Origin of the sequence: Clostridium sp. C8-1-8 (assembly GCF_009928445.1) — a bacterium.
Taxonomy (GTDB): domain Bacteria; phylum Bacillota; class Clostridia; order Clostridiales; family Clostridiaceae; genus Clostridium_AR.
This window is the reverse complement of sequence record NZ_JAABNO010000001.1, coordinates 134,272-149,245: the sequence shown is the minus strand read 5'-3', so window position 1 is coordinate 149,245 and position 14,974 is coordinate 134,272. Positions and strand designations below refer to the sequence as shown.

General features: G+C 33.3%; 13 protein-coding genes and 1 other annotated feature. Of the genes, 3 read left to right on the top strand and 10 right to left on the bottom strand.

What is annotated here, in order from left to right:
- Nucleotides 1–102: 102 nt before the first annotated feature.
- The gene (locus GXK57_RS00615) at nt 103–1,071 is read right to left on the bottom strand and encodes a D-glycerate dehydrogenase (protein ID WP_160669897.1); all 969 of its coding nucleotides are present in this window, start codon (nt 1,069–1,071) and stop codon (nt 103–105) included.
- A gap of 528 nt (nt 1,072–1,599) precedes the next feature.
- Between GXK57_RS00615 and GXK57_RS00610 the strand changes: the two genes are divergently transcribed.
- Together GXK57_RS00610 and GXK57_RS00605 are read left to right on the top strand one after the other, a co-directional pair.
- Nucleotides 1,600–2,892: a helix-turn-helix transcriptional regulator gene (locus tag GXK57_RS00610; RefSeq protein ID WP_160669894.1), complete on the top strand. Its 1,293-nt coding sequence runs from the start codon at nt 1,600–1,602 to the stop codon at nt 2,890–2,892.
- Between the two features lie 83 nt (nt 2,893–2,975).
- Complete coding sequence (locus tag GXK57_RS00605) at nt 2,976–3,116, top strand: hypothetical protein (protein ID WP_160669891.1); 141 nt, start codon at nt 2,976–2,978, stop codon at nt 3,114–3,116.
- Between the two features lie 223 nt (nt 3,117–3,339).
- On the opposite strand, the gene GXK57_RS00600 is transcribed toward GXK57_RS00605, so the two are convergent.
- From GXK57_RS00600 to GXK57_RS00575, 6 genes are all read right to left on the bottom strand, one after another.
- Nucleotides 3,340–3,774, bottom strand: a complete 435-nt coding sequence (locus GXK57_RS00600) for an NUDIX hydrolase (protein ID WP_160669888.1) — start codon at nt 3,772–3,774, stop codon at nt 3,340–3,342.
- Nucleotides 3,775–4,103: 329 nt separating this feature from the next.
- Complete coding sequence (locus GXK57_RS00595; RefSeq protein WP_160669885.1) at nt 4,104–5,069, bottom strand: ABC transporter ATP-binding protein; 966 nt, start codon at nt 5,067–5,069, stop codon at nt 4,104–4,106.
- Nucleotides 5,062–6,045, bottom strand: coding sequence for an ABC transporter ATP-binding protein (locus GXK57_RS00590; RefSeq protein WP_160669882.1), 984 nt, complete (start codon nt 6,043–6,045; stop codon nt 5,062–5,064). Before GXK57_RS00590 ends, GXK57_RS00595 begins: the two co-directional genes overlap by 8 nt.
- Nucleotides 6,046–6,051: 6 nt before the next feature.
- Nucleotides 6,052–6,969, bottom strand: a complete 918-nt coding sequence (gene opp4C / locus GXK57_RS00585) for an oligopeptide ABC transporter permease (RefSeq protein WP_160669879.1) — start codon at nt 6,967–6,969, stop codon at nt 6,052–6,054.
- A 19-nt stretch (nt 6,970–6,988) separates the two neighbouring features.
- A complete protein-coding gene (locus GXK57_RS00580) occupies nt 6,989–7,945 on the bottom strand; it encodes an ABC transporter permease (RefSeq protein WP_160669876.1) in 957 nt (318 codons plus the stop codon).
- Nucleotides 7,946–8,022: 77 nt separating this feature from the next.
- On the bottom strand, nt 8,023–9,729 hold the full coding sequence (locus GXK57_RS00575) for an ABC transporter substrate-binding protein (RefSeq protein ID WP_160669873.1): 1,707 nt from the start codon (nt 9,727–9,729) through the stop codon (nt 8,023–8,025).
- Nucleotides 9,730–9,790: 61 nt separating this feature from the next.
- Nucleotides 9,791–10,039: a binding site (T-box leader), on the bottom strand.
- Between the two features lie 542 nt (nt 10,040–10,581).
- Between GXK57_RS00575 and GXK57_RS00570 the strand changes: the two genes are divergently transcribed.
- Nucleotides 10,582–11,016 (top strand): NUDIX domain-containing protein, encoded by a 435-nt coding sequence (locus GXK57_RS00570; protein WP_202127649.1) that lies wholly within the window; start codon nt 10,582–10,584, stop codon nt 11,014–11,016.
- Nucleotides 11,017–11,292: 276 nt separating this feature from the next.
- Here the strand turns inward: GXK57_RS00570 and GXK57_RS00565 are convergent, their stop codons facing one another.
- The 3 genes from GXK57_RS00565 to GXK57_RS00555 form a co-directional block, all read right to left on the bottom strand.
- A complete protein-coding gene (locus tag GXK57_RS00565) occupies nt 11,293–11,472 on the bottom strand; it encodes a hypothetical protein (RefSeq protein ID WP_160669870.1) in 180 nt (59 codons plus the stop codon).
- A gap of 459 nt (nt 11,473–11,931) precedes the next feature.
- A complete protein-coding gene (locus GXK57_RS00560) occupies nt 11,932–14,172 on the bottom strand; it encodes an FtsX-like permease family protein (RefSeq protein ID WP_160669867.1) in 2,241 nt (746 codons plus the stop codon).
- Nucleotides 14,172–14,870 carry an ABC transporter ATP-binding protein gene (locus tag GXK57_RS00555; protein WP_160669864.1) on the bottom strand — a complete coding sequence of 233 codons (699 nt, stop codon included), beginning with the start codon at nt 14,868–14,870 and terminating at the stop codon, nt 14,172–14,174. Before GXK57_RS00555 ends, GXK57_RS00560 begins: the two co-directional genes overlap by 1 nt.
- Between the last annotated feature and the right edge of the window lie 104 nt (nt 14,871–14,974).

Genomic DNA, 14,974 nt, shown 5'->3' with positions numbered 1-14,974 from the left:
AAGCCTTTTCAAATTGTTTAATTGTTAAATTGTTATATTTAAGATTCTTATATTGTTATATTTATATAAATATATAGGAAACATGAGGCTTCTAGCTTATTCCTACTTTAATTCTGGTACGGTATTAGGTGCCTTTTCTCCATTAAGTGCTTTCACAAGATTTTCTGCAGCAAGCTTAGCCATAGCAAATCTTGTGTCATCATTTGCAGACCCTATATGAGGTAAGGTAACTACATTGTCCATCTTAAGCAGTGGATTATCAGCTTGCACTGGCTCAACGTCGAATACATCAAGTCCTGCTGCTTTTATCTTATTGCTTTGCAGTGCCTCAATCAGTGCTTTTTCATTTACGGTTTTTCCTCTAGAAGCATTTATAAATATGGCGTTAGGCTTCATTATATTAAACTCAGCTTCATCTATAAGATGATAGGTTTCTTCAGTTAAAGGAGTCATAATAACTATAAAGTCTGAAGCCTTTAACACTTCTTCCATGCTACAATACTGTGCCCCTAGTTTTTTCTCCACCTCAGGCTTTCTGCTTCTATTATAATAAAGCACCTTCATATCAAAGCCTAAACTAGCTCTTTTAGCCACAGCCTCTCCTATTCTACCCATGCCTATTATGCCTAGGGTGCTATGATGTACATTAGCTCCATAAAGGTCTAAGTCATCATCCTTCTTCCATCTTCCTGACTTAACATATCTGTCAAGCTCCGTTATCCTTCTAGCACAAGCTAACATAAGCCCAAATATAAGATCAGCAACCGTATCATCCAGAGAACCTGCCACATTGGTACCTATTACATTTCTTTTTTTCATTTCATCTAGGTTGAAGTTATTATAACCTACCGACATGTTGCTTACAACTTTAAGGTTTGGTACCTTTTCTAAAAGCTCCTCATCAATTCTAGTTCCAGAGGTTAGAAGTCCATCTTTATCTTTTAACTTTTCAATTAACTGGTCCCTTGTTATAGCCTCATCTTCACACTTTTCATAATCACAATATTGTGCTATATAATCCTCTACTTCCTGAGGAATAAACTTCGCTATATAAACTTTTGGTTTACTCATAAAATTACCTCCAAATATATATAAATAAATATTTAAATTCTACCTTTTCCGAAGGCGCTATTAAAACTCTATAAAATAACAAAACTTGTCTTTTACTCCTCTAATTAATTATTCTTACAGATTATTATACTCTTATAAAAAGTTAATTAACAATAAAAGTACTGTTAGGTCATTGCACTTTTTATTTTATTAATATCTGTATATTGTAGTTTTAATTCCTTAATGAACTTTAGCTCTTGGATATTAGAAAGATAATTTGATCTTTAAATATGTACTAGGAAAAATACTATAGAAGTTACCATCTCATACTAGAGTCATCATTAATAAGTTGTTAATAAGTAATTTTTTGTAAAATACCTCCCTCGAATTTAGCAGTTTCATTGTTAAAAAAATATTTTTCATTAAAAAAATTAACATATTAACATTTTTTTCATTTTCTTGAGCAATTTATGTAATAATAATATATAATTTCTAATATATGTATCAACGTATTTTGGTTATGAGTTAATGTAAAAAGGGGGGAGCGCTTTGGAATTTTTAAATCCAAACGAAAAAATTAAACTAATGAGGAAAAAGTTTCGAGTAAATCAAGCTGAACTTGAAAATACAAACATGACTAGAGCCTTCATTAGTATGATGGAAAGTGGAAAAAGGAATGTAAGCAAAGCAAGTTCTAAGCTTTTAGCTGAAAGATTCAATGAAATAGCTAAGAGAATAAGTGTTAATTTAAACTTAGATGAAGAATATTTTTCTAGAACTCCAAAGGAGGACGCTAGATATTACTGCGAAAATGAATTAAAAGATGAAACACAACTTACTCATAAAAAGTTGGACGAACTTATCGAAATAGAAAAGAAATTTGAACTAATAGACTTGTTAGCACATTGCTATAAGATTTCTGGAAAAATGTATAACGATGAAAAAGATTATAGTAATGCTTTTGTATCGTTAAGCAATGCTCTAGGATTTTACAAAGAACTAAAGGATGAAAAAAATCAAGTATTTATTTACTTAGAGCTGGGTTTCTGTAAATATATGCAAAACAACTATGAGGATTCAAGTATTTATTATGAAAATGGTAGTACTTATGCCTTAAATTTTGGAGATTATGTGCGCTATGCGAAAGGAATTAGATCTGTAGCCTTATGTTATTCCCGTATGGAGAAGTATTATGAAAGCCTATCACTAATAGATAATAAAATATTAAACAATACCATGATTACTGATGATTACGTATTGGTAGAGGCAAAGTTGGATAAGGCTCTTATTCTCTCTGTTACTGGAAAAGATGATGAATCTGCAAAGCAGTACTTTGAATTAATTCAATTAGTAAAAGAGAAAAATAGTGATAATTACAATGTTCTTCTTTCAATATTATATAATAATATAGGCGAATATTATTATAAAATTAAAGATTACAACAAAAGCTTACAATACCTAAGTCAATCTCAGAGTTTAAAACTCAAATATAATAAACCAAATCTTTCAACAACACTCACTCTAAAAGCAAAAGTATTGTATGCACAAGGATTGCTTGAGGAAAGCTTGATGTTATTTGATTTAGCTACAGAAATGGCAGAACAGTATAATAGATTTGATTTGTTATTAGATGCTTATAAAGATTTAGCAAAAGTTCTATCAGAAAGCAAATTATTTGACAAATTAAAGCAAAGCATGGAGAGATTAATGGAAACCTTAGAAAGAAACGACTTAAAAGAAGGAAAACGCTTTGCGTTATACAAACTTGCAGAAGTAGCAAATAAACAAGGTGATCAAAAGAAGTGCGATGAATATCTTAAAGAACTTGAAGCCTTTATATAAAAATTCATTCATTACAATTATAGTGCATTTTTGATATAATTGTAATATAATAGTAACATAAATGGTTGGGAGGGGTATTTCTTATGAGAAAAAAATTATCGTCACTATTACTTAGTGTATTAGTTTTAGGTATTCTAGCTGTTCCATTGAACAACCTTACATTATCTAATGGACACAACACAATTACTCTAATGGGACAATGGGTAGATCCAACTAGAGGCTAACATAATAAAAAAAATAAGTAGGTGTATTCTTTCACCTACTTATTCTTATAATATCATATGGTCACAGATAACAGTTTTTATCTTTTTAGCTTTATAAAAAATTCATATCTTTTTAATCACTACATTAGTTTCAATTATTATTTAAGTTAGTAGCCTTATAGCTGCTATTGTAGTTATTCAATTCATCTATACTAATACTTTTAATTGAGAGTACTAAGCAATACTATATTCTATAAAACACTTCCCTTAAAAAGTCCTTTGTTTCATCAAGGGATATAATGCTCATTAAGTGTTCTTTAGAAAAAAACTTAACCTCATCAATTTCCTCATCCTGAGGCTTTAATTCTTCTCTATTTCCATAATACTCAACATAAAACATAGTAGTTTCTTGCTTTTCATATTTATATGCTTTAGGAAATAAGAAGCAAATATTTCTATCAAATCTATCAATTATTCTATAATTAGCAGATCCAGTCTCTTCTTTTAGCTCTCGCATAACTGCTACTTCTAAGTTTTTATCCGACTCTTCAACTCCACCCTTTGGAAAATCCCAATATCCGTTAATAAACTCGCTACTATCAGAATTCCTAACTTTATGAATTAGTAAATATTCATTATCTTGAACTACAACTGCACCAATTGCTTTTCTTATTTTCATAATGGTTAATCTCCATATAAATTAAATGCTAAGATTTTTAATATAGGTATCCAACTTAAACTATTAATTTATACATTCCTAATGCTTGCCAGAAACCAGGATTATGGAACATGTATAAATTAAGTTTTCATAAAGGATACCTATATAACATATTTTTATCATATCATCTATCATTGTAAAGTGTCTTTATAAAATCCAAAAGAGCCGTTTTTTTCATTATATTAGTATCTACAGATGTACCACTTCATAATAAAATCTATATTTTCGAATTCTCCTATTAAAAATCATAAGAGTTTTGAAATTAGATTTTTGATTTAGGTGCCACATCTTTAAACCAAATGGCACGCCACCTCATGGCCTTCAGAAACTTTCTTAAACTCAGGAACTTCCTTACTACACTTTTCCATAGCATAAGGACATCTTGTATGAAACCTGCAGCCTGAAGGAGGATTGGCTGGGCTTGGTATGTCACCCTTTAGTATGATTCTCTTTCTTTTAAGAGTTGGGTCCGGTATTGGCACTGCTGATAATAAAGCCTTGGTGTATGGGTGTAATGGATTGTTAAATAGCTCGTCTCTATCCGCCAGCTCTACTATATTTCCTAGATACATGATGGCTATTCTACTGCAAAGATGCTCTACCACACTTAAATCATGGGATATAAATAAGTAAGAAAGACCTCTCTTCTCCTTTAAATCACTGAAAAGATTTATTATCTGTGCTTGTATGGATACATCTAAGGCAGACACTGGCTCATCTGCTACTATAAAGTCTGGTTGTAAAGCCATGGCTCTAGCTATAACTATACGCTGACGCTGCCCTCCAGAAAACTCATGAGGAAACCTATCTATATGATATGGAGCAAGACCGCATAAAACCAATACTTCTTCCACCTTTTCTCGAACATTTTCCTCGGTTGCTAAGCCATGTTGAAGTAAGGGTTCTCCTATGGCATCTCCGATTCTCATCCTTGGGTCCAGTGAGCTATAAGGATCTTGGAATATATACTGCATCTTTGGACGGAGCTTTTGTAGTTCCTTCTTTGAGAGCTTGTGTATATCTAAACCATCAAAAAGCACCTTACCATCAGTCTTATCATTCATCCTTAATATGGTCTTACCAATAGTGGTTTTTCCGCTTCCAGACTCACCTACCAGGCCAAAGGCTTCTCCTTTTCCTATGGTAAAGCTCACATCATCTACTGCTCTTACATTTTCCTTTGCTTTGCCAAAAAGACCTTTAGAGATAGGAAAGTATTTTTTTAAGTTTTTTACTTCTAATAAAGGCTTACTCATTTTTATCTCCCTCCTCATAAAGCCAGCAGGCAGTTTTATGCTTATTATCATCTAACTTAAGCTCTGGTGCTTTGTTTTTGCATATTTCCATGCAGTGTTCACATCTATCACTAAAATAGCAAGACTCTTTAAGCTCTAAAAGATTTGGTACCTGTCCCTGTATAGAATAAAGCCTAGGCTTTCTTTGTCCTATTATTGGTTTTGACTTAAGAAGCCCTTTGGTGTATGGATGCTTAGGGTTCTTAAATAATTCTAATACTGGAGCTTCTTCTATAACCTTCCCTGCGTACATTACAACTACATGATCTGCCATCTCTGCTACTACTCCTAGATCATGAGTTATAAAAAGTATAGAGGTATTAAACTCATCTCTTATACTACGCAATATATCTAAAACCTGAGCTTGGATAGTAACGTCAAGAGCAGTGGTAGGTTCATCCGCAATTAGAAGCTTAGGCTCACAGCTTAGGGCTATGGCAATCATGATACGCTGTAGCATGCCTCCACTTAATTCATGAGGATAAGAATTAAATATCTCTTCAGCTCTTGGTATACCAACCTTAGTTATAAGCTCTATGGCCTTTTTATGAGCTTCTTCTTTGTTTAATAATAAATGTACCATAATTGGTTCAAGCATTTGCTGACCTATTGTAAATACGGGATTAAGAGAAGTCATTGGCTCTTGAAAAATCATAGCAATATCATTTCCTCTGATATCTCTCATATCATATTTATTTAAAGAAAGCAGGTCTTTTCCATTAAAAATTATTTGTCCATCTTCAATCTTTCCTTGATCACTTATAAGCCTCATTATAGATAAGGAGGTTACACTCTTACCACAGCCTGACTCACCAACTACGCAAACCACTTCCCCTTCATTTATAGAAAAGCTAACGTCATCAACAGCTTTAACTACATCATTATCTACATGAAAGTAGGTTTTTAAGTTTTTTACTTCTAATAGTGTTTTTTTCATCGTATATTACCTACCTTTCATCTTAGGATCAAGAGCATCTCTTAAACCCTCACCTAATAAGTTTATGGATATAACCGTAAGAAAAATTGCTGTTCCTGGAGGTACCCAAAGCCAAGGTCTCTTTTGGAAGTCTATCAAGTTATTTGCCGCGTCTATCATATTTCCCCAAGAAGCCGCTGGTGGGACTACTCCTAGGCCTAAAAAGCTTAATACAGATTCACTTAATATGGCTCCAGCTACATTTAAAGTAGCTACTACCAGTAATATTGGAATTGTATTTGGAATTAAATGATTAAAAATCTTTCTTCTATCGCTAAGTCCTAGCACTTCAGTAGCCTGCATAAAGGGCTGCTCTTTAAGGGACAGTATTTGCCCTCTTATAAGTCTGGCAAGTCCTGGCCAACCTACTAAACTAAGCATTATCATAACAATATATATACGGTACTCTCCTGGAACCTTCCACTCAGATAGCAATGCCCCTATTATCATAAGCAGTGGCAAACCAGGTATGGACATCAATATATCTGCAATTCTCATTATTAGATTATCTACAATACCTCCATAAAAGCCTGAAATGGCTCCAAGTATAGCTCCAAATATCACTGATACCAGCATGGAGGCAATTCCTATGGTTAAAGAAATCCTGCCTGCTTGCATAAGTCTCGTAAGAATATCCCTTCCTAGCTTATCAGTACCTAGCCAGTGCCTTGCACTAGGAGCTTTGCTTATGCTTGAGGCATTAACGGTTCCTGAAACGTATGGAGAAAATAATGGTCCTATAAAGCTAAATAAAAGCATCAATATGAGAAATATAAGTGCTATCATCGCTAATTTATTTTTTCTTAGTCTCTTAAAGGCTTGTTTCCATAAGGATTCCGACTTTCTTACAGCCTTGCTTTTATTAACAACCTTTGAATTTATCATACCTTCACCTCTTCTCTTTCTATTTAAGTCTTATTCTAGGATCTGCAGCAGCATATAATATATCTGCTAAGAAGTTACCTAGTATAGTTAAGAAGGATAAAAACATGGTAAAAGCCATAAGCACTGGGTAGTCTCTATAGCTTAAAGCTTCAAGCTGCACTCTTCCAACTCCTGGCCAGTTAAAGATCTGCTCTGTTATTATGGCACCGGAGAATAAACCTGGTAGCTCAAAGCCCAGCAAAGTTATTGCAGGAAGAATGGCATTTTTCAAGGCATGCTTAAAGATAACAGTCTTTTCTTTTAAGCCCTTTGCCCTTGCTGTACGTATAAAATCTAGTCTTATAACATCCAACATACCAGTTCTAAAATATCTTGTAAGTGACCCAATACTAAGGAAAGTAAGTATGGCAACCGGAAGTATCATATGTCTCAATACATCAAACACATAGGTGAAGCCGGTGTAGCTGCTTCCCGTATCGATCATGCCCCCTACCGGCAGTAGCTTCAGGTCTATTGCAAAGAACTTAATCATGAGAAGCCCTATGAAGAAGGATGGAAAGGACATGGATGCAAATACTGCTAAAGTAACTATTCCATCAAAAATTGAGTACTGCTTCAGCGCAGAAAAAACTCCTATTATAAGTGCTATACTCCAAGATAGTATCAGGGTAAATACTGCTACTATAAAAGAATTCCATATATATTTATTTAAAAGTGAGGTTACCGATTCTTGATATTTTAAAGAAAAACCAAGGTTGCCAGTTAGAGCATCCTTCACCCAATTTACATAACGTACTGGTATAGGTTTGTCTAATCCGTATAAGGCTTTTAGCTCGTGAGCTCTTTGTGGTGTAAGCTGAAGATTAGAATCTATATAATCTCCTGGCAACAAGGCAAAGAGAAAGAAAACTATCATTGATACTCCAATCAAGGTTGGAATCATCTGAACAAATCTTTTAAAAATATATTTTTTCATATACTGCCTCCTCTCATATATCTCCAAAAAGGTCTAGCTTCGGCTAGACCTTTTTACTTTATCTGAAATATATATTTTTATTGCTTTATTTTAACCTTAGCCAAGGTAGCTCCGATTCCATTGAAGTTATCAATATCAAGCCCCTCTATTCTTCCATTGTAAGCTGCCACTGACTTTCTATAGTTTAGAAGTATTATAGGTGGATCATTGCTGAACTCCTTATAAAGCTCCTTGTATATTTCTTTTCTCTTTGCAACATCAGTTGTAGCTATTCCATCAAGTATTAGCTTATCAACCTTAGGATTTGAGTAACCTGAGTAGTTTCCTTGAGAAGTTGATAAAAACTCACCTACAGCGTCATTAGGATCCCCAAGCATTGAAGTGGAAACTGCTGCAAAGTCATAATCACCTTTTTTAAGCTTTGCAACTAAGGCATTAAAGTCCATTATCTCGGCATTAAAGTCTACTCCTAAAGCTTTATAATTTTCCTTTGCTATTGGAATAAGCTCATCATCCTTACTTCTTGCTAGATAGTTAATCTTAAGCTTTTGTCCGTCTTTCTCACGTACTCCATCTGATCCAACCTTCCAGCCAGCCTTATCTAGAAGTTCCTTTGCTTTATCTGTATTGAATTCATATTTATTTACTCCATCATCTGAATAAGACCATAAAACTGGTGATGCTGGAACATTTGCTACTTGGCCGTAACCCTTATAAGCTACATCCACATATTTCTTACGATCTAGACCATATATAAGTGCCTGTCTCACTAAAGTATCCTTAAGATATGGCTTTTTATTGTTTATATATAAGAAGCTGTAAGTGTTTGCTGTAGCAATTCTGATATTTGCAAAGCCTAAGCTCTTTAACTGATCCACCGTATCCTCATCAGCTGTAAATCCATCATAGTCGGTTTCTCCAGTTTGAAATAATTGAAGCTTTGTATCCTTTGAAGTAACCTTATATATTAAATGCTCTACAGAAGGCTTTCCTCCGTAGTAATATTCGTTAGCAGTATAACGTATCTCTTGACCTGGAACATATTTATCAAGCTTATATGGACCTGCTCCTAAAGGTGCTGGGTATAGACTCTTTAAATAATCAAGTTGCCCCTTTTTATAATCTTTTCCATAGTATGCCTTTGACAATACCTGAACTCCTAGAGTAGTTAAGCTCTGAGCATTTACCTTTTCAGTGGTTACTTCTACGGTCTGTGGATCTATTACCTTGATGCCTGAAATAGAAGCTGCTGAGCCCTTTTTGTAGTCATCTCCACCTTTTATAGAAGCAAGAGAGATATCCATATCACCAGAGTAAGCTGGATCATCTAGTAATGTAAGCGTAAATGCTACATCGTCTGCTGTTAATGGTGAACCATCACTAAACTTTAGATTCTTTCTTAAATGGAAGGTGTAAGTTAACTGATCCTTTGATATATCCCAGCTTTCAGCTAAGTCTGGTATTACCTTACCGTTTCTATCTAGTCCTACCAAAGCGCTAAACATAGGTGAGGTTGCATTACCATCCCATCCATTATCATAGAAGTATGGTAAGAATACTCCTCCTGGAGCTGAAATAGCTGCTACAAAGGTATCTTTTCTATCCTTGGCCTTTTGTACATTTTTACTTAAATCTGTTGCCTTTATTATCTGTTCACTGCTGTCCTCAACCTTCTGCTGTACTACAGCATCATCCTTTGAGTCATCCTTACCACCGGAACATCCCGTCAAGATGAACACTGCACTAAGACTTAAAATCATAGCCCTTAATAATTTTTTCTTCATTTCTTCTCCCCCAATAAAATTAATATTATGAAAAACTGCGCAAAAAAATCGCCCCTAAATATACAGAGGCGAAGATTATTCTCCGCGGTTCCACTCTGCTTATCATTACTTCTTTCTAGAAGATGATATCTCATGTGCTTAAGTATCAAAAATACCAACGCTTTAACGGGCGTACCCGCTGAAGTCTACTATGACTTCGATTCAGAGCTCAAAGATGCATTTCAATTAAGTTCCATTAAGACTTCTTACAGCCTGGAAAGTCTCTCTCTGCAAATATTCCTTAACCTACTCTTCTTATCATCGCTTTATTTTTCTTAGTATTCCTATAAGGTTACTAATACCAATTATAGGTAATCAGATCTTTTTTGTCAACATTAAATTTCATTTTTTTGTATTAATATTCTTTTCTTACTTATTAACCCATACAATCCTTAGTCAACTTTATTAATTATATTTACCTTAAAGTATTAATATTCATCATATAGATATTTTTATTATGTAAACCTTTTAGGTTAATAAATTGATATTGCTTTCTTTGATTGCTAGGCTATTGTTAAGTTGCATACTATATTAAATATTTCTTATATATCTATTTGATTAATTAAAGCAAAAAAGTCACTAAAGTGAGCCTTTTGATCATCTGACTTCTTTCAAACTAAAAATAACGAACTTTATGGTTCAATGCAATGTAGCTCATGCCTATACAAAAATAGTATGCTTTAAGGAAATAGAGCCAGCGCTTGTATAATTATATACATTATATTGAATTAAATGCTATAATTGTCATGTAAATTAACTATAATTTATTACACAGTTGTAATATGTGACGTACTATAGAAGGGAGTTTTTTATTTGAATAAGAAAAGATTTCAAATGCCTGTTGCCGTACATCTTTTTCTAATTAGAGAAGGTAAAATATTATTATTAAGAAGATTTAATACAGGATATGAGGATGGGAATTATAGCATAGTGGCAGGACATTCAGACGGAAACGAAGATGTAAAATCAGCAATGATAAGAGAAGCAAGAGAAGAAGCAGGAATAGAAATCAAACCAAAGAATATTCAATTTGCAGGTGTCATGCACAGAAAATCAAATGATGAAAGAATTGATTTCTTTTTTTCAGCAGATTCATGGGATGGCGAAATAATAAATATGGAACCACATAAATGTGATGATTTATCATGGTTTGAAATTGATAATCTTCCGCCTAACGTTATCCCATATATAAAAAAAGCAATAACAAATTATATATCTGGTGTGCAATTTGATACATATGGATGGTAAAATTCATTGAATATTTAATTGAATTTTATGTGTTTTTATCAGAATATTTTATTACACCATATTCTTAAAAGCCCAATTAAGGAAGCCAAAATAGCTTCCCTTAATTATTTATATATTTTCAACACTATATTAAAACATAGCCTTAATTTAAAGTTTATTTTTCTTAGAAATATGATATAATTGATATAAGGAAACCGCTTTTGTGGTTTTATAAGTTTAAAAAATTATCTTGAGTTATTTAGTAAAAAACGTGTTCTAGCGAGGAAGCACGTTTTTTTACTTTTCAGAGTTATTTTCTGAATCAACTACAATCTCACCTTTCATTAAATCACTAACATTTGCTGATCCTTTTATGGATAGCTTGTCTTTATTTAAAGAAGTAAATAGAAACATAGCCACAATACTTATAGAGCTTATAGATACTATAGCTACAATAATTACAGAATCACTAATCAACTTCCGTCACCCCCTCTGCTGCTTCCACAAAAGCGGTTACCCTTGGTTAAAAGATAATTTACTGGGGAAGTGACGGTTCAGATAATAATTATCTTTCTATCTACATTATATCATATAGGCCAATCAATAGTATTGAGTTTAATATGAAATGTAAGACTTTTAAACTCTAATACAGTATTTATAGAAGAGCAGATTAAGTTGAAATCCATTTTCACTCAGTTAATGTGCCAAAGGAATTAGAAACGTTAAAGTCTTTAGTCTTTAAAATATAGTCATAATTCTTATAAACTCTTAAAAAATAAAGGGGCTGAGCATCAACGGTTTTTAACCGCTAACGCAACAGCCCCTTCATTTTTTGATATATCCAATAATATTAATTCTTTGCGTAAGCTCATCTAAGCATCGGATGACTGACCACTTAATTTCAAAACGTTTTTAGTAGAACCTAATTTAAAGATGCTATTCTACTCTAGACTTCAAGGCTTCTGTCATGGATATTCTGTTTACCTTTCTTCTGCTTACGGCCTTTGACACCTCATAAGTAAGGTATATCACAACAAATCCAACAAAAGCATAGATATAGTTAACCCTTATAGGAATTGCCAAGTTCATGCTTTTAGTAGCAGAATTAATCATTTGATTTATTGAAGCAAGTAGTAGCGGTATTCCAATGATATAGCCTATTACCACTATGAAGGAAGAGCTATTTAGTATCAGCGAGTATACTTCCTTCTTCTTATAACCAAGAACCTTCATAAGAGAAATATTCTCCTTGTTCTCTTCTATTATTAAAGAAGTAACCACATAGATAACTATAAGACCTATGATAAAGGCCATGAAGGCTATAGCTCCAACGTAAGCTTGCATTGGTTTAGTTAAGGCATCAAAGGCATTCTTGAAATCATCAAGAGTGGCAGTGCTTAAAAGTTTGCTTTCAGGTATGTTTAAATTATCCTTACTCCAAACTCCCATATAGCTTCCCTTTGGATAACTTAAAAGTGAATTAAAACTATTGATTGGCATATAAATATATTCACCAACATAGGTATCTGCAATACCAGCTACAGCTATATCATATTCCTTTGAGTCAAGCTTATTTATAAGTTTTAAAGTATCTCCAGTTTTAAGCTTCAACTTATCTGCTAGAGGTTTGGTTACTATAGTTTTACTAGTATCAAGCTTTTCTCCCTTTTCATTCTTAAGAGATATATACTGAGTATTTTCAGCTATTCCGTATACACTAAGATTTTGTTTTTCATCGGACTTTAATGTAAAAGGAGATATAGAAAAGCCTTCTCCGCCTGAGATGTCCTTTGTCTGTAAAGAATTGAACAAATACTGATATTGATATTTATAGGTATTTTCATAGGTATCCTTAACAAGGTAATCCATAGAACTCTTCATCACAAAGCCCATAAGCAGAAGCATTGTAGCAAAGGCTATACCTAGCAATAAGAAGATACTTCTAGGTATACTTCTAAGCTGCTCTCTTATCTTAAACTTAGTGGAAAACTTAAGCTTATCTAACTTTAATCTCTTTTCAATAAACCCTACTTTATTCTTTTCTGCTCCGCCTCTAATCAAATCTAAAGGAGAATATTTTAGAGCCCTATTTACTACAAAGTACCCACATACCCCTAAAAATACTATTGGTAGTATGATACTTATAAGCACGTATTTTAAATCAAAATGTATATTTCCCATTGGCATATTGAAATAGCTAAGCATAACCTTAAGCATAGGCTTAACTGTAGCTGCTCCTAGAATAGTTCCTATAACTCCACCAACAACTGCTATGGATAAAGGAAAGGTTATATAATGTCTCATTATTTCTTTTTTCCTATACCCAAAGGAATATAGAGTTCCTATGGATGCAAACTCTTTCTTAAGCATTCTCCATATAACTATTCCTGTAAGTATGCAGGTTAAAAGAAGGATGAATATTGGCATTGAAGAACTCATCTGCTCTATTCCCTGAACCTTAGCAGTTTCATAGGTTACTCTTGGATTGTCAGTTATATTACTCCACTTAAGCACTATTATATTTTGCTCTTTTAAATAAGTCTTAAAGCTTGCTATATTAGCTTCAACATTTTCTCTATCATTAAATCTTATTGCGTAGGAAATATTTCCCCCAGAAAGCTTATTCAAGTCTTCTTTGCTTACAGAAGCTATACCAAAACTCTTTGGATCATTTAGTATGTCGCTTTCCTGTTTTATTACATAGATATAATTGGGCAATGACATAAAGCCTGACACCTTAAAACTCTTAGTAGCTATGGTTATATTGTCTCCAACCTTTATGGAATTAGCTTTAGCATAAGCAGGATCAATTATTATATCTTCTCCAGTTAGAGCATTTCCTTCAATTATGGCAGGCAGATTTACCTTTTTATTTTCACTAAATAATCTAAGAGTCTTTCCTTCTGAAAGTTTATAGTCTAAGTTTTTTTGCTGCTCTATACGCATATTGAACTTTGTTTCCAAATCAGCTATATTAGTAAGCTGCTTATCAGCTATGAAGCTGGCATCTTCTTGATAGTAATTATTTTCAAAAGACGAGGATATATTTTTCATGCTGGTAGTAAGCTGATTGAACATGGTATAAAGCATACAGCTTATGATAATTAAAAATAATGATCCAATGTATTGAGATTTATTTTCTAGCATGGTTCTTTTTATCTTTTTATTTATAACCATTACCACTCAATCCTTTCTGCTGGCAAGATCACTTCATTTTCAAACTGCTCTACTATTTCTCCACTTCTAACTTTAAAAACCTTGTTTGCCATATCACTTATAGCACCATTGTGAGTAATCATCAGTATTGTAGTTCCGAACTCCTTATTTACCTTTTGCAAAAGCTTAAGTATTTCCCTTGAAGTTATGAAATCTAAGGCACCAGTAGGCTCATCACATAAAAGCAGCTTTGGATTCTTCACTACCGCTCTAGCTATGGCAACTCTTTGCTGCTCTCCACCACTTAATTCCTTTGGAAATCTATATTTCTTTTCTAACATTCCAACAGCCTTAAGCACTTCATCTGTGTTTAAAGGTTTATCGCTTATATTAGATACCACCTCTATATTTTCCCCTACAGTAAGGTTAGGAATAAGGTTGTAAAACTGAAATATAAAGCCTATCTTATCTCTTCTATAATCTGTAAGCTTATCGTCCTTAAGGTTTGTAATATCTTCACTGTCCACTAAGACTTTACCAGCATCACTGCGATCTATTCCACCTATTATATTTAACAATGTGGATTTTCCTGAACCAGAAGGTCCAAGGATAACCCCTATTTCTCCCTTATTTAAAGTCATGCTTACACCCTTAAGCACTTCAGTTACCACTTCACCTGTCTCGTAGCTCTTTTTTAAGTTTGTAATCTCTATAAACATGATTTCCTCATGCCTCCCTATATGATAAGATTGTTAACCTCACTAAGCCTATATATTAAAATACAGGTTTTTCTCAAGTAACTCTTATAATGAATAATATTGCT

Excerpts from the sequence above, each read along its gene's own strand:
- GXK57_RS00615 (WP_160669897.1), bottom strand. The coding sequence starts at position 1,071 with ATGAGTAAACCAAAAGTTTATATAGCGAAGTTTATTCCTCAGGAAGTA.
- GXK57_RS00605 (WP_160669891.1), top strand. The coding sequence starts at position 2,976 with ATGAGAAAAAAATTATCGTCACTATTACTTAGTGTATTAGTTTTAGGT.
- GXK57_RS00600 (WP_160669888.1), bottom strand. The coding sequence starts at position 3,774 with ATGAAAATAAGAAAAGCAATTGGTGCAGTTGTAGTTCAAGATAATGAA.
- GXK57_RS00595 (WP_160669885.1), bottom strand. The coding sequence starts at position 5,069 with ATGAGTAAGCCTTTATTAGAAGTAAAAAACTTAAAAAAATACTTTCCT.
- GXK57_RS00590 (WP_160669882.1), bottom strand. The coding sequence starts at position 6,045 with ATGAAAAAAACACTATTAGAAGTAAAAAACTTAAAAACCTACTTTCAT.
- opp4C (WP_160669879.1), bottom strand. The coding sequence starts at position 6,969 with ATGATAAATTCAAAGGTTGTTAATAAAAGCAAGGCTGTAAGAAAGTCG.
- GXK57_RS00580 (WP_160669876.1), bottom strand. The coding sequence starts at position 7,945 with ATGAAAAAATATATTTTTAAAAGATTTGTTCAGATGATTCCAACCTTG.
- GXK57_RS00575 (WP_160669873.1), bottom strand. The coding sequence starts at position 9,729 with ATGAAGAAAAAATTATTAAGGGCTATGATTTTAAGTCTTAGTGCAGTG.
- GXK57_RS00560 (WP_160669867.1), bottom strand. The coding sequence starts at position 14,172 with ATGGTTATAAATAAAAAGATAAAAAGAACCATGCTAGAAAATAAATCT.
- GXK57_RS00555 (WP_160669864.1), bottom strand. The coding sequence starts at position 14,870 with ATGTTTATAGAGATTACAAACTTAAAAAAGAGCTACGAGACAGGTGAA.